Genomic DNA, 18,116 nt, shown 5'->3' with positions numbered 1-18,116 from the left:
CCCCCTTCCCTATTCCCCGCCGCGCAGGACGGAGTTTCCCTCGTGGAGGGCGCCCGGCGCGGGGACGTTCAGCCGGAGCCGGCCGCTGAGTCCGTAGAAGGCGACGGGGTTGCGCCACAGCACCTGGTCGACGTCGGCGGCGGAGAATCCGGCCGCGAGCATCGCCTCCCCCACCCGGCGGGTTTTGAGCGGGTCGCTCTTCCCCCAGTCGGCGGCGGAGTTCACCAGCATCCGGTCGGTGCCGTACGTGGTGAGGATCGCGACCATCCGGTCCTCGTCCATCTTGGTATCGGGGTAGACGGAGAAACCCAGCCAGCAGCCGCTGTCCAGGGCCTCCTCGACGGTGGTCTCGTTGAGGTGGTCGAGCAGGACCCGGCCGGGCGGCAGGTCCGACTCCCGGACGACGTCGATCGTGCGGCGCAGTCCGGTGAGTTTGTCCCGGTGCGGGGTGTGGACCAGCGCGGGCAGTCCGTGTTCGGCGGCGAGCTGGAGCTGGGCGGCGAGCGCGGTGTCCTCGGCGGGGGTCATGGCGTCGTAGCCGATCTCGCCGACGGCGACGACGCCGTCCTTGACGAGATAGCGCGGCAGCTCGTCCAGGACGGGGGTGCAGCGCGGGTCGTTGGCCTCTTTGGGGTTGAGGGCGATCGTGCAGTGGTGGGCGATGCCGTACTGGGCGGCGCGGTACGGCTCCCAGCCGAGGAGCGCGTCGAAGTAGTCGTAGAAGCTGTCGGGCGAGGTGCGTGGCTGGCCCAGCCAGAACGCGGGCTCGACGAGGCCCCGGACCCCGGCCTCGTACATCGCCTCGTAGTCGTCGGTGGTGCGGGAGGTCATATGGATGTGGGGGTCGAAGATGCGCATGCGGTCAGACCTCCTTCGACGGCACGGCGACGCCGGTCAGGGCGAGCGCGTGCGTCAGGTCGGGGGGTACGGGGCGGCCCGCGGCGGTCCGCTCGGCGGCGTAGTCGTCGAGCATCCGGGCGAGTTCGGCGTCGCCGTGGGCGCGGCGGGCCAGCCCGTCGACGGCGGCCAGGGGGACCCCGGTGAACAGGCATTTCAGTACGGCGTGCCGCCAGGCGTGCGGGGTGAGGTGCGCGGCGGCGTAGGGGCCGAGGGCGGCGGCGACGAGCCGGGTGTCGTTGGTACGGAGGGCGTCCTCGACGAGCGGCAGGGCGGTGGCGGGCTCCGGGGGGTCGAGACGGGGCAGGGCGAGGAGGACGGCGCGCCGCTCGTCGGCGGTGCCGCGGTGGTAGAGCCGGGTGAGGGTGGGGAGGTCGGCGGCCGCGGCGAGGAGGAGCAGGACGCGGCCGGTGTCGGCGTTCTCGGGGCCGAGGTGCCGTCCGGCGGCGGAGAAGGCGAGCTCCCAGGAGGCGACGGGGCGGGGGCGGCGGCCGGGGGCGGAGTCGGGGGCGGTCGCGGGGACGGCGGCCGCGGCGGACCGGGCCCGTGCGAGGGCCGTCTTCAGCCAGGTGCCTGCCGTCGTGTCGAGCGCGGCGGCGAGGGCGGCCTCCTGCTGCCCCTGGTTCTGGTGGGATCTCAGCATGCCGCCGCCTCCCGGATCGCGGTACGCAGGAACTCCAGGGACTTGCGGGCCTGCTCGGGGCCCGCGTGGGAGTGGCGGGGCAGTTCGACGACCGTCAGGCCTTCGTAGCCGGTGGCGGCGAGGGCGTCGAGCACGGGCGGGAAGTCGATCTCGCCCTCCCCGAACGGCAGATGCTCGTGGACACCGCGGCGCATGTCTTCGATCTGTACGTGGCGGAGCCACGGCCCCGCGTCCGTTACGCACTCCGCCGGGCTCCGGTCCTCCAGACAACGGCAGTGCCCGATGTCGAGCGTGAGCCCGAGCGGCTCCGGGTCGCCGAGGAGGGCCCTGAGGTGGTGGAAGTCGGCCAGAGTGGCCAGCAGATGGCCCGGCTCCGGTTCGACGGCGAGCGGGATCCCCGCGGCACCGGCGGCGTCGACGACGGGCGCGAGGGAGTCGGTGAGCCGCCGCCATGCGGTCCCGGGGTCGGTACCGGGCGGGGTGATGCCGCTGAAGCAGTGCACGGCCGTCGCCCCGAGGTCGGCGGCGATCCGGACCGCGGTGACCAGCAGTTCGCTGCGGGCGGCCCGGCCCTCGGGCTCGGGGTCGACGAGTGAAGGGCCGTGCTTGCGGCGCGGGTCGAGGACGTACCGTCCGCCGGTTTCCACGGCGACGCCGAGCCCGTGCCGCCCGAGGAGCGCGGCGGTCTCCCCGGTCCGCGCGGCCAGCCGGGGGCCGAGCGGGTCGAGGTGCATATGGTCGAGCGTCAGCCCGACGCCGTCGTAGCCGAGGTCGGCGAGGAGGGCGAGGGCGTCCGGGAGACGGAGGTCGGTCAGCCCGTTGGTGCCGTATCCGAAGTTCAGCCGGGTCATGCGGTGCTCGCCTTCCGTACGGGGGCGGTCGCCGCCGCCGGGGTACCGGGGCGGACGGGGCCGGGGCGCGAGGCTGTGGGGCCGGGGCGGGCAGGGGCGGGGGCGGTGCGCACCGCCGCGAGGCCCAGGCGGGCCGTGGCAGGACGCGAGGCCCCGAGACCGGGGCAGGCGAGGGCCGGGCGCACAGCCACAAAGCCGGGGCAGGCCGGGGCCGGTGTCATGTCGGGGCCGGTGTCATGTCGGGCTCACCTTCCGGGCGAGAGAGCGGGCGAGCGGGACGAGGGTCGTGAGCGCGAGTCCGGTCGCGGTTCCCGCGGGGTGCCCGGCGCGGGCGGCGATCAGCGCCTGGAGCGGGATGACGGCCCGGATCCCGCCGCCCACGGCGCGCTCGGTGAGCGGCGGGGACGGGTTGAGCGCGGCGTGGGCGAAGGGGACGGCGGCGGTACGGAGGTACGAGCCGCCCAGCACGGTCGTCAGGGCCCGCCCGTCCCGTACGGCCGCCCCGCCGACCGCCGCGGTGAGGCCGAGGGCGCCGAGCGGGGCGCGTACGGAGCCGCCGTGCACCTCGTGCCGGGAGACGGCGGTGACCGCGTAGGTGTGCGCCCCGAGCACGGCGGCGGCCCGCACCACCCGGGCGGGGCCCGGCGGCACTCCCCCGCAGGCCACTGCGGAGTGCGGTGTACGGGGCGTCAGCGCCGACCGCCGGAGGGCCCCGGTCACCGGGCCCGCGGCGCGTCCCGCCGGGAGAGGCCCCGGGAGGCGCCCGGGATCCGGTACGGCCGGGTGCCGAGGACCGCGAGCCGGTGCCGGTGCCGGTGACTGCCGGGGGGAATGCCCGGCTTCCGATCCGGCGCGCGTCGCCGTGGCTGTCGCCGTCGCCGTCGCCGTCGCCGTCGCCGTCGCGCCCAGGGTGAGGTCCAGCGCGCGGGCCGTGGCCATCGCCGCCGGGCCCAGGCGCGTGTGCTTCAGCCGGAGGTCGTACGCCCACACCGTGGCCGCGAGCGGCACGGCGACCGCGAGCGCCGGGCGGCCCGCGCGGGCGGCGAGGGCGAGGCCGGTCGCGGTCAGCAGACCGGCCGCGGTCAGGGCGGCGGCGGGGCTGATCCGGCCCGAAGGGATCGGGCGGTGCGGGCGTTCGGCGGCGTCCTCGTCGCGGTCGGCCCAGTCGTTGAGCGCCATCCCCGCCTCGTACAGACAGACCGAAGTGCCGATGGCGAGCAGGGTGCCGCGGTTGGGGCGCAGTCCGCGGGCGGCCGCGCCCGCGAGGGCGTCGCCGGGGACGGAGAGGACGGCGGAGACGCGCAGCAGTTCCGCCCAGGCCCGCAGCTGCGCCCGGGTGGACGGCCGCCCGTCCCGGGAGCGCGCCGACCGCGCCCCCGGGACGGGGCCACCGGCCGCAGGGCGGCCGGGGTCGGGGGACGGGGCGGCACCTCGCGCCGGGCGGTTCGTGCGTACGGCGACGGCCGCGGGGGCCACCGGTGTCGCCGGGCCGTGCGGTGCGGCAGGCAGCAGGCGGCGGAGCCCGGCCGTGACCCGCAGGCCCGGTGCGAACAGGGCGCGCAGGACCGGCCGTCCGGCCGGTTCCCCGGCCCGGCCCAGCAGGGTCACCGGGGTCACCGCGGGTCCCGCAGCGTGTCCGCGAAGGACAGCAGCTCCGTGAACTGCTCGGCCAGCGCGGACGAGCCGCCGTCCGGGTCCTTGAAGTAGAAGCCGAGCTGGGGCAGCGGCCCGGACAGGCCGCGTTCGTGGGCGCGGGCCACCAGTCGGGCCAGGTCCAGCACCAGCGGTGCGGCGAGCGCCGAATCGCAACCCTGCCAGATCGTCTGGAGGATCATCCGGGAGCCGAGGAAGCCGTCGAAGGCGATATGGTCCCAGGCCGTCTTCCAGTCGCCGAGTGCGGGCACGTCGTCGATGTGGACCTCGCCCTCGGGTGCCGTACCGAGGACGTCGGCGAGGACGCGCTCCTTGCCCGCGTTCTTCGCCGCGGCCGCCGCCGGATCGGCCAGGGCCGCCCCGTCCCCGCCGCCCAGCAGATTCGTCCCCGACCACGCCCGTACGGTCAGGGCGCGCTGGACGAACATGGGGGCGAGCACCGACCGCAGCAGCGTCTGGCCGGTTTTGCCGTCGCGGCCCGCGTGAGGAAGTCCGCGGGCCGCGACGGCGGCCAGGAGCCCGGGGGTGTTCAGCCCGGTGGAGGGGGTGAAGTTCACGAAGGGGCAGCCGGCGCGGATCGCGGCGGTGGCGTAGAGGGAACTGGGGGCGAGCCGGGCGGCGCCGGGGGCGGGCAGCGGTTCGGTGGAGGAGACATTGACGACGACGACCCGGGCGAGCCGGTGCCGGTCGCGGAAGGCAACGATGTCGGCGGCGAAGGCGGCGATGAGTTCCTCGTCGCCGCGGGTGTCGCCGGACTGGGGGCCGCCGGGGCGGATCTCGGCGTCGGCTGCGGTCAGATCGGCGCGGACGGCGCGGGCGAGGCCCGGCGGGAGCACTCCGGCCGTGGTCAGCTCCTCGGCCCGTTTGGGCAGGGGTACGCAGGCGATGTCGTGGCCGCCGAAGACCAGGGCCCCGGGGGCGGGGAGTCCGGCGGCGGCGAACGGCGGGGTCTCGGTGACCATGCCGGTCGGCGGGTGCAGTCCTGCGGTGATCGCCGCGCAGCCCGCGACGGCGGTCGTGGCGACGGAGCCGCGGGCGCCGATGAACCAGACGCCGGTGCGCTCCGGGTGGTGGGGTCCGTGGCCCGGGTCGCCGGGGGCGGGGGAACCGGTCGCGAGGGGGTCGGTCGAAGGGGATGCGTGCGGGGCGGATTCCTGCGGCACGGGCTGCCTCCTTGCGTCGTTCCTGGTGCCGGGTGCCGGGTCGGGTCCGGGAAGTCCCGCCCGGCCCGCGACGCGCTTCGGGCGGACGGCGCGCTGCTTGTCCGGGCACGGCCTGGTTGTCTCCGCGCCGCCGGGCGCGGAGGGGAGGGAGGGGTGGGTGTCCGGGCCGGTGGCGCCGGGACGGCCCGGTCGGTGCGGTGGCGCCGGGGCCCGCCCGGGACGGCGGAGGCCGTCCGGTGCGCGGGCGCCCGGCCCCGTGGGGGACGGCGGGCGGGGGTACGGCGCCTCCCCGCCCGCCGCCGTTCATGGCTGCCGTACGGCTACTGCGGCAGTTCCTTGAGGGTGATGTTCCGGAAGGACACCTTGTCCTGCGGGCCGTGGTTCTGGAGCCCGATGTAGCCGTCCTTCAGGCTGCGGGCCGGGTTGGTGTTGGTGAAGTCGTTGATCTTGGCGCCGTTGAGGAAGATCTGGAGCCGCTCCCCCTGGACCTTGATTTCGTAGCTGTTCCACTGGCCGGGCGGCCGCAGGACCCGGTCCCGGGCCTTGAGGTCGGCGGACTTGGAGCCGTAGACCGAGCCGGTCGTCCGCGCCGGGACGTCGGTGGCGTCGATCTGGATCTCGTAGCCCTTGTTCACGGCCGACCAGGGGTCGTCGGAGGCGGGGAAGCCCACGAAGATCCCGGAGTTGTCGTCGCCCGTGAGCTTCCAGTCCAGCTTCAGGGAGTACGAGGACAGCTCCTTGGCCTGGTACCAGAGGAGGCCCATGCCGCCCTCGGTGCGCAGCTCGCCGTCGGTGACGTTGAACTTGCCCGGTCCGGCCTGCTTCCAGCCGTCGAGGGTCTTGCCGTTGAAGATCGGGCGCTCGCCCTTCTGCGGGGTGCAGTCGGCCTTGACCTGGCCGGCCGCGGTCCGCAGTCCGCCGAGGAGGTGCTCGCGGAAGGCGGGCTCGGCGTACGACTCCTTGGTGTGGCCGCCGCCGGTGTAGAAGGAGCGTCCGCCCTCGTAGGTCCGGCACCAGGCGATCGGGTGGTCGCCCTTCATGGTGCCGCCCTGGAAGGTGGTCTCGTCGAGGGTGGCGAGGACCCGGGCCTTGTCACGCGGGTTGGTGCGGTAGTTGTACCACTCGTCGGTCCGGGTCCACTCCGCGCCGAGGTGCTTGGTCGCGGGGTGGGTGCGGTCCTCGGTGCGGACGGTCGCGGACTGGATCTGCGGGTGGCCGGAGAAGTAGGCGCCGACGAGTTCGCCGTAGAACGGCCAGTCGTACTCGGTGTCGGCGGCCGCGTGGACGCCCATGTAGCCGCCGCCGGTGCGGATGTAGTTCTCGAAGGCCTGCTGCTGTTCGGCGTTGAGGACGTCGCCGGTGGTGGAGAGGAAGACGACGGCGTCGTAGCGGGCGAGGTTGCTGGTGGTGAACTGGGCCGCGGACTCGGTGGAGTCGACGGTCATGTTGCTGCCCTTGCCGAGTTCCTTCAGGGCGGCGGTACCGGCGGCGACGGAGTCGTGCCGGAAGCCGGCCGTCTTGGAGAAGACCAGGACCCGCTTGGCGGTACGGTCCGGCGGGCTGCTGGAGAGCTCGAAGTCGTCGATGTCGTAGAGCGCTCCGGCGCCGCCCTTGAAGACGAGGAACAGTTCGGTGGACTTCTTCGGGACGCCCCGCAGCGGGATGTCCACGTCCTGGAAGACCTCCCAGCCGCCGGTCACGGGGATCGGCCCGGAGCCGAGGATCTTGCCCGTGGGGGAGCCGGTGCGGACCTCCAGGAAGCCGCCCGCGCCGCCGGAGGAGATCCGGGCGGTGAGCTTGGTGGACCCGGCGAGGTTGTAGGGCTTGAAGGAGATCCAGTCGTCGTTGTCGATGTCGCCGACGGTCTTGCCGCCGTTGGCGGCGGGCTTGTCGTAGGTACGGATACCGGACTGGGCGCTGAAGTGCTCGGCCTGCCGGTGGCGCGGCTGGAGCATCAGCTCGTCCTTGGCGGGCAGGGCCTCCTGGCCGCCGCCGCCCTGGTCGGTGTACTCCGCGACGAGGACGCCGTAGATGTTGGCGTTGGGGTCGTGGCCGCCCTCACCGGGGGTCTTGATGGTGCCGGAGCAGCCCTTGGCGCTGGTCAGCTTGTGGGCGTGGCTGTCGTGGCCGAGGAAGTAGCTCACCTCGACCTTGGAGCAGTCGACGCCGCCCGCGGCGTCGTCCTCGGGGTCGGTGACCTTCACCTTGAAGGGGACCTCGTCCCCGAAGGCGAACAGGGTTCCGTCGGCGGGCGCCTCCAGGACGACCTTGGGGGCGGTGTTGCCGACCACGACGCGGACGCTGGCGCCGCCGACGCGGCCGGTGGGGTCCTTCACCGTGAGGGTGGCGGTGTAGGTGCCGTTCTTGCGGTAGGTGTGGGTGGGGTTCGGCTCGGTGGAGGTGCCGCCGTCACCGAAGGCCCAGGAGTAGGTGAGGGCGTCGCCGTCGGGGTCGGTGGTGCCGGCCGAGGAGAAGGCGACCCGCAGCGGGGCCTTGCCGGAGGTCCGGTTGGCCTTGGCCTCCGCGGAGGGCGACCGGCCGCCGGTGGCGTTCTCGATGCGGTAGAGCGCGGAGTGCTCGTTGCCGCCGAACCAGGCGGTGCCGTAGTCGAGGACGTACAGGGCGCCGTCCGGACCGAACTGCATGTCCATCACCTGGGTGCCGCTCCACGGGAACGGGTTGATCTTGGCGACGGTGCCGTCGGCGTTCTGCTCGACCCGCTTGATCCAGCGGCGGCCGAACTCACCGGCGAAGTAGTCGCCGTCGTACGCCTCGGGGAACTTCACCGGGGACGGGTTGTCCGGGTCGTAGCGGTAGACCGGGCCGCCCATCGGGGATTCGCCGCCGGTGCCGAACTCGGGCACCGAGCCGCCGTCGTAGGGGATCCACGCCTTCTGCGCGGGCGGCAGGTCGACGAGTCCGGTGTTGTGCGGGGACTCGTTCTTCGGGGCGTTGCAGTCGAAGGTGGCGCCGGGCTGCTTGGTGGCGAAGTCCCAGTCCACGTACGGCTGCTTGAAGGTGTTGCAGTACGGCCAGCCGAAGTTCCCCGGCTTGTCGACCTTGACGAAGCCGACGGCTCCGGCGGGGCCCCGCTTGGGGTCGGCGGTGGCCGCGTCGGGCCCGTAGTCGCCGACGTACGCGGTACCGGTCTTCTGGTCGACGCTGAACCGGAACGGGTTCCGGAAGCCCATCGCGTAGATCTCGGGGCGGGTCTTCGGGGTGCCGGGCGCGAACAGGTTGCCCTCGGGCACCGAGTACGAGCCGTCGTCGTTGACCTTGATGCGGAGCAGCTTGCCGCGCAGGTCGTTGGTGTTGCCCGAGGTGCGGCGGGCGTCGTAGGCGGGGTTGCGGCCCGGCCGGTCGTCGACCGGGGTGTAGCCGTCGGAGGCGAAGGGGTTGGAGTCGTCGCCGGTCGACAGATAGAGGTTGCCCTGCGCGTCGAAGTCGATGTCACCGCCGACGTGGCAGCAGATTCCGCGGGTGGCGGGGACGTCGAGGATCTTCTTCTCGCTGGTGTTGTCGAGGGTGCCGTCCGCCTTCAGGACGAACCGGGAGAGCCGGTTGACGCCCTCCCATTTGGCGAACTCCTCCGCGGTGCCCTCGTTGGGCGCGTCGCCCGCGGGGGTGCTCATCGGGGGTGCGTAGTACAGGTAGACGTAACGGTTCTGGGCGAACTTCGGGTCCAGGCCGATGCCCTGGAGCCCCTCCTCGTCGTGCGAGTAGACGGGGATCCGGCCGACGATCCGGGTGGCGCCGGTGAAGTCGGTCATCCGCAGTTCGCCGTTGCGGGAGGTGTGCAGCACGCTGCGGTCCGGCAGGACCGCCATGGACATCGGCTCGCCGGTTTCGGCGGCGCCCTTGGCGAGGGTGATCTGCTGGAAGGAGTCGGCGGCCGGTTCCGCGGCCGACTGCCGGGCCTGCGCGGATCCGGCCGCGGTGGCGGACTGCGGGGCGCCGAGGGTGAACGAGGTGGCGGCGAGCAGGGCGCCGGTCAGAAGCGCGAGGGCTCTGCGCGCTCGTGGTCTGCTTCGGTTCGGGTGCACGAATCTCCTCCGGTAGGGACCGGTCGAACGGGCGGGACGCCGTAGCGGCGGGGGAACCGGAGTGCGCCGTCACACCGGGGACCACCTGGGTCGCTTCCGGTGGCTCCCGGTCCGGCACTGGTCCGGACCCGGGGCCCCGGGAGCTCCCGTGGGCTGTACACATCTGGGACGGTAGTTGCGTTCGTCCAGAACGGAAAGCCCTTGTGCAGAAAGGAAGTTGAACTTTCCCCCGGGACGGGACAAAGCCGGTTGAGGGCAGGTTCGACCGGCTCGTCGGCACCGATCGCCACCGGACCGACAAGACCGTTCCCACCTGCGGCTCTGCCGCCCCGCTGGGGTCAGTCGCCGCTGCCGAAGGCCGCGTCGAAGGAGGCGGCGGGCGGCTCGAAGTCGTACTGCTTCAGGGTGGCAAGCGCTTGCGGCGCGCCGGTGAGCCGGTCCATCCCGGCGTCCTCCCACTCCACCGACACCGGGCCGTCGTAGCCGATGGACCGGAGCATCCGGAAGACGTCCTCCCACGGCACGTCGCCGTGTCCGGCCGACACGAAGTCCCAGCCGCGCCGCGGGTCGCCCCAGGGCAGATGGGAGCCGAGCCGGCCGTTGCGGCCGTCGAGCCGTTTACGGGCGTCCTTGCAGTCGACGTGGTAGATCCGGTCCCGGAAGTCGTAGAGGAAGCCCACCGGGTCCAGGTCCTGCCAGACGAAGTGGCTGGGGTCGAAGTTGAGCCCGAAGGCCGGGCGGTGGTCCACGGCTTCGAGCGCCCGCCGTGTGGTCCAGTAGTCGTACGCGATCTCGCTGGGGTGGACCTCGTGGGCGAAGCGGACGCCCTCCGCGTCGAAGACGTCGAGGATCGGGTTCCAGCGTTCGGCGAAGTCCTCGTAGCCCCGGTCGATCATCGCTGCGGGGGCGGGCGGGAACATCGCGTTCAGGTACCAGATCGACGAGCCGGTGAAGCCGACGACGGTGTCGACACCGAACGCGGCCGCGGCCCGGGCGGTGTCCTTCAGCTCGGCCGCGGCCCGCTGCCGTACGCCCTCGGGCTCGCCGTCGCCCCAGATCCTGGCCGGGACGATGGCGCGGTGCCGCTCGTCGATGGGGTGGTCGCAGACGGCCTGGCCGACCAGATGGTTCGAGATCGCCCAGCACCTGAGGCCGTACTTCTCCAGCAGGGCGTGGCGGCCCTCGACGTACGAGGGGTCCGCCAGCGCCTTGTCCACCTCGAAGTGGTCGCCCCAGCAGGCGAGCTCCAGCCCGTCGTAGCCGAAGTCGCGGGCGTGCCGGCACACCTCCTCCAGCGGCAGATCGGCCCACTGGCCGGTGAAGAGCGTGAACGGACGTGGCATGGCGTCTCTCCTGACCTTTCCTGTGCTGTCCTGATCAGCGAGCGGGGTCGGGGGTACGGGGTACGGGGTGCGGGACGGGCCGCCCGGGGCGGCCGCGGCGGCCGCGGCGTCGGTGGCATCGGTGACGTCGGTGGCGGACGGGTCCGGCCGGGGGTCCTTCTGAAACTTCTTGCCGGTTACACCGGGGTGTAGACCGCGTCCTGCGCGGCGCTCCGTTCCACGGCCGAAAGCACCCGCTGCACCTGGAGTCCGTCGGCGAAGGACGGCGAGGCCGGGGCACCGGCGGCCAGCGCCTCGACCAGGTCCCTGGCCTGGTGGGTGAAGGTGTGCTCGTAGCCGAGGGCATGGCCCGGCGGCCACCAGGCCGCCAGATAGGGGTGGTCGGCCTCGGTGACCAGGATCCGCTTGAAACCGGAGGACGACGCGGGCTCGGTGTGGTCGTGGAAGGAGAGTTCGTTGAGCCGTTCCAGATCGAAGGCGAGGGAGCCGAGTTCGCCGTTGATCTCGAACCGCAGGGCGTTCTTGCGGCCCGCGGCCATCCGGGTCGCCTCGAAGGACGCCAGCGCCCCGGACGGCAGCCGCCCGTTGAACAGGGCCGCGTCGTCGACCGTGACCCGGCCGTACTCCGGCTGCCCGCCGCCGGACCCACCGCCCGAGAGCCCGGCGGACGCGCCCGCGAGCAGCGGACGCTCCGTGACGAAGGTCTGCGCCAGGGCCGAGACCCCGAGCAGCCGCTCCCCCGCCAGATACTGGGCGAGGTCGACGATATGGGCGCCGAGATCACCGAGCGCGCCGGAGCCCGCGTGCTCCTTCAGCAGCCGCCAGGTCAGCGGGAACGCGGGGTCGACCAGCCAGTCCTGGAGATAGGTGAAGCGCAGATGCCGCAGGGTGCCGAGGCGGCCGGCGGCGATCAGCTCCCGGGCGTGGGCGACGGCCGGGACCCGGCGGTAGTTGAAGCCCACCATGGCCAGCTGGCCGCGGGCGGCGGCCGCCTCCGCGGCCGCCGCCATGGCCTCCGCCTCCGCCACCGTGTTCGCCAGCGGCTTCTCGCAGAGCACGTGCTTGCCCGCCTCCAGGGCGGCCATCGCGATCTCCGCATGGGAGTCGCCCGGGGTGCAGATATCGACGAGCTGTACGTCGTCCCGGGCGATGAGGTCGCGCCAGTCGGTCTCGGCCGCCGCCCAGCCGTGGCGGTCCGCAGCGGCTCTCACCGCTGACGGATCGCGTCCGGCGATCGCGGCGAGCACCGGCCGGACCGGCAGGTCGAAGACACGGCTCACATTGCGCCACCCCTGGGAGTGGGCGGCGCCCATGAACGCGTATCCGACCATGCCGACGCCGAGCGTCGGCGCTGCGGCCTCACTTTCCTGCTGTGCCATGCGGAATCCTCCTCGTCGGTCTGCTCGGTGGGGGCGGGCGTGCCGGTCAGATGAAGCCGGTGGGCAGGTACTGGTCGACGTTGTCCTTGGTGACGACGGCCGAGTAGAGGGTGATCGACGCGGGGATCTCCATCTCGGCCATCCCGCCCACGCCCTTGCCCTGGGCTACGGCGCGCGCGATGTCGATGGCGGACGCGGCCATCGTCGGCGGGTAGAGGACGGTCGCCTTCAGCACGCTGTTGTCGGCCTTGATGGCGTCCATGGCGGATTTGGCTCCTGCGCCGCCGACCATGATGAAGTCCTTGCGGCCCGCCTGGGCGATGGCCCGCAGGGCGCCGACGCCCTGGTCGTCGTCGTGGTTCCAGAGGGCGTCGAACTCCGACTGGGCCTGGAGCAGCTGGGCCATCTTGGCCTGGCCGGACTCGACGGTGAAGTCGGCGGCCTGGCGGGCGACCTTCCGGATGTTGGGGTAGTTCTTCAGGGCGTCGTCGAAGCCCTGGGTGCGCTGTTTGGTCAGTTCGAGGTTGTCCACCCCGGCCAGTTCGATCACCTTGGCGTTCGGCTTGTCCTTCAGCTGTTCGCCGATGTAGTTCCCGGCGTTCAGACCCATGCCGTAGTTGTCGCCGCCGATCCAGCAGCGGTAGGCCTGCGGCGATGCGAAGATCCGGTCCAGGTTGATCACCGGGATACCGGCCTTCATGGCCTGGAGGCCGACCTGGGTCAGCGCCTTCCCGTCGGCGGGGAGGATGACGAGGACGTCGACCTTCTTGTTGATCAGGGTCTGCACCTGCCCGATCTGGGCGGCGGTGTCATTGGACCCCTCGGTGATCTCCAGGGTGACGTCGGAGTACTTCTTCGCCCGCTGCTTGGCGTTGTCGTTGATGGCGTTGAGCCAGCCGTGGTCGGCCTGCGGTCCGGCGAAGCCGATGGTGACGGCCTTGCCGGGGGCACCGTCGGCGACGGGGGCGTTGGCGGGGGCTGCGGAGTCCTTCTTCTCGGGCTCGTTGCTGGTGCAGCCGGTGATCAGGGCTCCGGCGGAGAGGGCTGCTGTTCCGAGGAGGAGGCCTCTGCGGGAGGTCGATGAGATTTCGGGCATGACGATCGGACCCTTCGGCTCGGCGGGTGGTGAGGGTGGACGGGCGGGTCGGTGGTTACGGGGCCGGGCGGGGCCGGTCAGGTCTCCCCGCGGCGGCGCAGCGTGTGGTGCTGCACCAGGACCGCGACGACGATGATCGCGCCCTTGGCGATCTGCTGGACCGCGGTCTCCAGGTTGTTGAGGGCGAAGATATTGGTGATCGTGGTGAAGATCAGGACTCCGAGGACGGAGCCGACGATGGTGCCGCGGCCCCCGCTGAGCAGGGTGCCGCCGATGATGGCAGCGGCGATCGCGTCCAGCTCGTACAGATTGCCGTTGGTGTTCTGGCCGGAGCCGGAGAGCACGACCAGCATGAAGGCGGCGATACCGCAGCAGAGTCCGGAGAGGACGTAGAGGTAGAGGCGCTGGCGGCGGACGTCGATCCCGGCGAGCCGGGCCGCCTCCGGGTTGCCGCCGACGGCGAAGGTGCGGCGGCCGAAGGTGGTGCGGTTCAGCACCAGCCAGCCGATGACGACGACCGCGGCGAAGATCAGCACCAGCGGGGGGATGCCCAGGACGTAGGCGTCCTTGACTCCGAGGTCGAGGACGGAGTCGACGGTGACGATCTGGGTCTTGCCGTCGGTGATCTGGAGGGCGAGACCGCGGGCGGAGGCGAGCATCGCGATGGTCGCGATGAAGGGGACGAGTCCGCCGTAGGCGATCAGCACCCCGTTGACCAGTCCGCAGCCGACGCCGACGACGATCGCGGTGAAGAGGATGCCCGCGAAGCCGTACTCCTGGGTGGCGAGGGTGGTGGCCCAGACGGACGCCAGGGCCACCATCGCGCCGACCGACAGGTCGATACCGCCGCTGGTGATGACGAACGTCATGCCGACGGTGACGACCCCGATGATCGACGCCTGGGTGAGGACCAGCTGGAGATTGCTGACGGCGAGGAACTCGTCCGGTTTGGTGAAGCCGCCGACCACGATCAGGGCGGCGAGCACCCCGAGCAGCGACAGATTGCGGAGGTCGAGCCGCATCCCGAAGGCGGGGCCCGCCCCCTTCGGTTCCTTCTGCGGCGGTGTCTTCACCAGGCCGGGCGCGTCCTGGCGCGCCGCGGATGCGGGCTGCGTCATGCCGTCGGGTTCCCTTCCATCACAAGGTCGAGGACGCGGTGCTCGTCGAGGTCGCGGGCGTCGGCCGTGTGCACGACGCTGCCCTCGCGCAGCACCAGCACCCGGTCCGCGAGGCCCAGCACCTCGGGCACCTCACTGGAGACGAGGAGCACGGCCAGCCCCTCGTCGGCGAGCCGCCGGATCACGGCGTACAGCTCCGCGCGGGCCCCGACGTCCACGCCCCGGGTGGGCTCGTCCAGGAGCAGCACCTTGCAGCCGCGCAGCAGCCAGCGGGCGAGGACCGCCTTCTGCTGGTTGCCGCCGGAGAGGGTGCGTACGGCGGCGTCTGGGTTGTCGGGGCGCAGGGACAGCTCCCGGGTCGCGGCGCGGGCCGCGGCGCGCTCGGCGGACCGGTCGATCCAGCCCAGGCGGGCGAAGCGGGAGAGCGTGGAGACCGAGACGTTACGGGTGACGGATTCGGTCAGCAGCAGGCCCTGCGCCTTGCGCTCCTCGGGGGCGAGCCCGATGCCGGCGGCGACCGCGGCGCGGACGCTGCCGGGCCGCAGCGGGCGGCCCTCGACCAGCACCCGGCCGGAGTCGGGGCGGCGGGCCCCGTAGACCGTCTCCAGGATCTCGGAGCGGCCGGAGCCGACGAGCCCGGCGAGGCCGACGATCTCCCCGGGGCGGAGTTCCAGATCGACGGGGGCGAACTCGCCCGCGCGGGTGAGCCCTTCCACCCGCAGGACCGGTTCGCCGGACGCCGGGGCGGGTTCGGCGGGCCGCTCGGGGAAGACGTACTCGACCTTCCGGCCGGTCATCAGGGAGACGACCTCGTTCGTCGGGGTCGACTCGGCGGGCAGTCCGCGGGCCACGGCCCGGCCGTCCTTGAGTACGGTGACCCGGTCCCCGATCCGGCGGATCTCCTCCAGCCGGTGCGAGATATAGACGACGGCGACCCCGTCCCCGGTCAGATCGGCGACGATCCGGAAGAGGTTGTCGACCTCGTCCGGGTCGAGGGCGGCCGACGGTTCGTCCATCACGATCAGCCGTACGTCGTGGGAGAGGGCCCGGGCCATGGAGACGATCTGCTGCTGGGCGGCGGAGAGTTCACCGACCGCCCGGGCCGGGTCGATCTCGGGGTGGCCGAGCCGCCGCAGCAGCGCGGCGGTGGCGGACCGGGCCGCGGCGGCGCGGACGACGAACCCGGCGGTGGTGGGCTCGTGTCCGAGATGGACGTTCTCGGCCACCGACAGGCCCTCCACCAGGTCGAGTTCCTGGTAGATGGTGGCGATACCGAGCCGCATGGCGGCGATCGGAGAGCGCAGCGCGACGGGTTCGCCGCGCCAGGTGATGGTGCCGTCGTCGGGCTGGTGGGCCCCGGCGAGCACTTTGATCAGGGTGGACTTGCCCGCGCCGTTCTGGCCGAGGAGGCAGTGGACCTCACCGGCCGCGACCTCCAGGTCCACGCCGTCGAGCGCGCGGACCCCGGGGAACGACTTGGTGATGCCGGACATGGTGAGCAAGGGAGGTTCTGGTGCCATGGCTGTTCCCCTCGGCGGGTGCGGCCGTCCGGCGGCACGCCGGACGGGGCCCGCGGACTCGGCCGCGGGCGCGCGGAGGCGCGGTGCGGTACGGCAGGCGTCTGTGACGGGTGGGGGGAGCTGATGGTGTGCGCTGCTGGTGTGCTGCTGGTGAACGGGGTGGGCGCGGCGCCGGAAGACGGGGCGCGCGGCGGTCCGTGCCGGGCGTCGAAAGGCTGGTGACACGTGTGGTGGTACGCATGGTGGCACGTGTTACCTACGGCACGGCCGGAGCGTTCCGGTGGTGCGCGCGGGGTGTGTGGCGGATCGGTGGGTGAGGGTGAGGGTGAGTGGGTGAGGGTGACGGAACGGTGCGTCGTGCGTCGTGCGTCGTGCCGGATGGTGCGGTTGGTGCGGTTGGTGCCGGGCGGTACGGCCCTGCCTCGTACCGGATGGTGCCGGTGGTACTCGGCAGTGCGGCCGTGTCTTCTTGTTACGAGTGGTGCGGTGGTGCTCGGTGGTGCGTGCGGTGGTGCGGTGGTGCCGCCGGCTCTGTCAGGCCGGCGAGAACAGGTGGTCGCTGATGAGCCGGGCGGCGCCGATGACCCCGGCGACCGCGCCCAGTTCGCCCAGGACGATGGGCAGGTTTCCGGTGGCCAGCGGGAGCGACTGGCGGTAGACCTGGGTCCGGACGGCGGCCAGCAGCGTATGACCGAGGCCGGTGACCCCGCCGCCGATCACCACCAGACCCGGATTGAAGAAGCTGACGAGACCGGCGACGACCTGGCCGACGCGGTTTCCGCCTTCGCGGATCAGTTCCAGTGCGGCGGTGTCCCCGGCGGACGCGGCGGCCGAGACGTCCGCGGCGGTCAGTCTGCCTGCCGCCGCGAGCCGTTCGGCCAGTTCGGGCGAGCGTCCGGACCGGGCCGCCTCCTCGGCGTCACGGGCCAGTGCCGCCCCGCTGAAGTGGGCCTCAAGACAGCCCTTGTTGCCGCAGGCGCAGGCCCGGCCGTAGGGGTCGACCTGGATATGGCCGATGTCCCCGGCGCTGCCGGTCGTACCGCGGTAGACCTGGCTGCCGACGACGATGCCGCAGCCGATACCCGTACCGATCTTGACGCAGAGGAAGTCCGCGACCGAACGGGCCACTCCGGCGTGCTGTTCGCCCATGGCCATCAGATTCACGTCGTTGTCGACCATGACGGGACAGCCGAGGTCCTGGCTGAGCGCCTCCCGGACCGGGAAGCCGTCCCAGCCGGGCATGATCGGCGGGGCGACCGGGACGCCCTCGGGATAGCGGACCGGGCCCGGGACGCCGATGCCCGCGCCGTCGAAGCCCTCGGCGAGTCCGGTCGCCTTCAGCTTGGCGGCCATCGCGAGGACCTGCTCGAAGACCGCGACGGGTCCTTCGCGGACGTCCATCGGGTGGTTGAGGTGTCCGAGCACTTCCAGTTCGGCGTTGGTGACCGCGACGTCGACGGAGGTGGCGCCGATGTCGACGCCGAGGAAGCGGAGTTCGGGGGCGAGCCGGATGTTGTGGGAGCGCCGCCCGCCGCGGGACGCGGCCAGACCGTCCGCGACGACCAGCCCGGTCTCCAGCAGTTTGTCGACCTCGACGGCCAGTTTGGAACGGGAGAGGTCCACGAGATCGCCGAGCTGGGCCCGGGAGCTGGGTCCCCCGTCACGCAGCAGCTTGAGCAGCCGCGCCTGGTGCGCGTTCGCGGGTCGAGCGGTCATGCGTCTCATTTCCCCTCCCCTCCCCCGGCCGTCGGCGTGGGGACACCTCGTGTCTGATCAGGCTTTCGAGGGGAACGTAGCAGCGCTTTCCCCGAGGGGGAAGAACTTGCGCAGAGTTCTATGACAACTTCTTCCACAGTCTGGACAAAGATGGGGTGGTGCGAGGACGATCGCCGACAAGAAGGGGATCCGCCCGTGACCGGGCCTATGTGCGGTCCGCGCCGTCGGCCGTCAGTGCGGCCAGCTTGTCGAGGAATACGACCTGCCCCTTGACCAGCAGCCGTCGGGCCGTCGGCAGGTCCGTCCAGGCCACCCGGTCGATTTCCGGGAACTCCTGGATCCGGCCCGAGCGCGGGGGCCACTCCATCCGGAAGAGCCCCGGGACCACCAGACCGGGGTCGAGATCACCCGCGAGTGCCCAGAGCGTGACGAGCTTCCCGTTCGGCTGGCGCTCCTCGCCCAGGGGCTGCCACGGCCCCTCCGGCGGGGCGAGCCCCAGCTCCTCCTCGAACTCGCGCCTGGCCGCGGCCTCGGGCGTCTCGTCGTCGCCGTACTGCCCCTTCGGGAACGACCAGGCGTGTTCGTCCTTGCCCGCCCAGAGCGGACCGCCCATATGCCCGATGAGGACCTCGGTCCCGCCGTCGCGCTCGCGGTACAGCACCAGCCCCGCGCTCCGAATCGCCGCCATGCGCCC

At 72.6% G+C, this 18,116-nt stretch carries 13 protein-coding genes; all 13 read right to left on the bottom strand.

The window, feature by feature from the left end; translation table 11 throughout:
• Window positions 1-9: 9 nt before the first annotated feature.
• Entirely contained in the window at window positions 10-858 is an 849-nt protein-coding gene (locus B7R87_RS28640) for a TatD family hydrolase (RefSeq protein WP_006345527.1), read from the bottom strand.
• Window positions 859-862: 4 nt separating this feature from the next.
• On the bottom strand, window positions 863-1,540 hold the full coding sequence (locus tag B7R87_RS28635) for an EboA domain-containing protein (RefSeq protein WP_130584726.1): 678 nt from the start codon (window positions 1,538-1,540) through the stop codon (window positions 863-865).
• Window positions 1,534-2,391 carry a sugar phosphate isomerase/epimerase family protein gene (locus B7R87_RS28630; RefSeq protein WP_006345529.1) on the bottom strand — a complete coding sequence of 286 codons (858 nt, stop codon included), beginning with the start codon at window positions 2,389-2,391 and terminating at the stop codon, window positions 1,534-1,536. The genes B7R87_RS28635 and B7R87_RS28630 overlap by 7 nt, the downstream gene beginning before the upstream one ends.
• Window positions 2,392-2,625: 234 nt before the next feature.
• A complete protein-coding gene (locus B7R87_RS28625; protein WP_408647324.1) occupies window positions 2,626-4,008 on the bottom strand; it encodes a UbiA family prenyltransferase in 1,383 nt (460 codons plus the stop codon).
• A complete protein-coding gene (locus tag B7R87_RS28620; protein WP_006345530.1) occupies window positions 4,005-5,207 on the bottom strand; it encodes an inositol-3-phosphate synthase in 1,203 nt (400 codons plus the stop codon). Before B7R87_RS28620 ends, B7R87_RS28625 begins: the two co-directional genes overlap by 4 nt.
• Window positions 5,208-5,527: 320 nt before the next feature.
• Window positions 5,528-9,250 carry a ThuA domain-containing protein gene (locus B7R87_RS28615; RefSeq protein WP_006345531.1) on the bottom strand — a complete coding sequence of 1,241 codons (3,723 nt, stop codon included), beginning with the start codon at window positions 9,248-9,250 and terminating at the stop codon, window positions 5,528-5,530.
• Window positions 9,251-9,588: 338 nt separating this feature from the next.
• On the bottom strand, window positions 9,589-10,593 hold the full coding sequence (locus B7R87_RS28610) for a sugar phosphate isomerase/epimerase family protein (RefSeq protein WP_006345532.1): 1,005 nt from the start codon (window positions 10,591-10,593) through the stop codon (window positions 9,589-9,591).
• A gap of 176 nt (window positions 10,594-10,769) precedes the next feature.
• On the bottom strand, window positions 10,770-11,972 hold the full coding sequence (locus tag B7R87_RS28605; RefSeq protein ID WP_006345533.1) for a Gfo/Idh/MocA family protein: 1,203 nt from the start codon (window positions 11,970-11,972) through the stop codon (window positions 10,770-10,772).
• 46 nt (window positions 11,973-12,018) lie between these two features.
• Window positions 12,019-13,068 (bottom strand): substrate-binding domain-containing protein, encoded by a 1,050-nt coding sequence (locus B7R87_RS28600; RefSeq protein WP_006345534.1) that lies wholly within the window; start codon window positions 13,066-13,068, stop codon window positions 12,019-12,021.
• A 77-nt stretch (window positions 13,069-13,145) separates the two neighbouring features.
• Window positions 13,146-14,186, bottom strand: coding sequence for an ABC transporter permease (locus tag B7R87_RS28595; protein WP_006345535.1), 1,041 nt, complete (start codon window positions 14,184-14,186; stop codon window positions 13,146-13,148).
• Window positions 14,183-15,706 carry a sugar ABC transporter ATP-binding protein gene (locus B7R87_RS28590; RefSeq protein WP_040913358.1) on the bottom strand — a complete coding sequence of 508 codons (1,524 nt, stop codon included), beginning with the start codon at window positions 15,704-15,706 and terminating at the stop codon, window positions 14,183-14,185. Before B7R87_RS28590 ends, B7R87_RS28595 begins: the two co-directional genes overlap by 4 nt.
• 534 nt (window positions 15,707-16,240) lie before the next feature.
• Window positions 16,241-17,422 (bottom strand): ROK family transcriptional regulator, encoded by a 1,182-nt coding sequence (locus B7R87_RS28585; RefSeq protein ID WP_006345537.1) that lies wholly within the window; start codon window positions 17,420-17,422, stop codon window positions 16,241-16,243.
• Between the two features lie 205 nt (window positions 17,423-17,627).
• Entirely contained in the window at window positions 17,628-18,110 is a 483-nt protein-coding gene (locus B7R87_RS28580; protein ID WP_006345538.1) for an NUDIX domain-containing protein, read from the bottom strand.
• Between the last annotated feature and the right edge of the window lie 6 nt (window positions 18,111-18,116).

It is taken from the genome of Streptomyces tsukubensis (assembly GCF_003932715.1).
Taxonomy (GTDB): domain Bacteria; phylum Actinomycetota; class Actinomycetes; order Streptomycetales; family Streptomycetaceae; genus Streptomyces; species Streptomyces tsukubensis.
The sequence above is the reverse complement of the archived record's forward strand: the minus strand, read 5'-3'. Positions and strand labels throughout refer to the sequence as shown.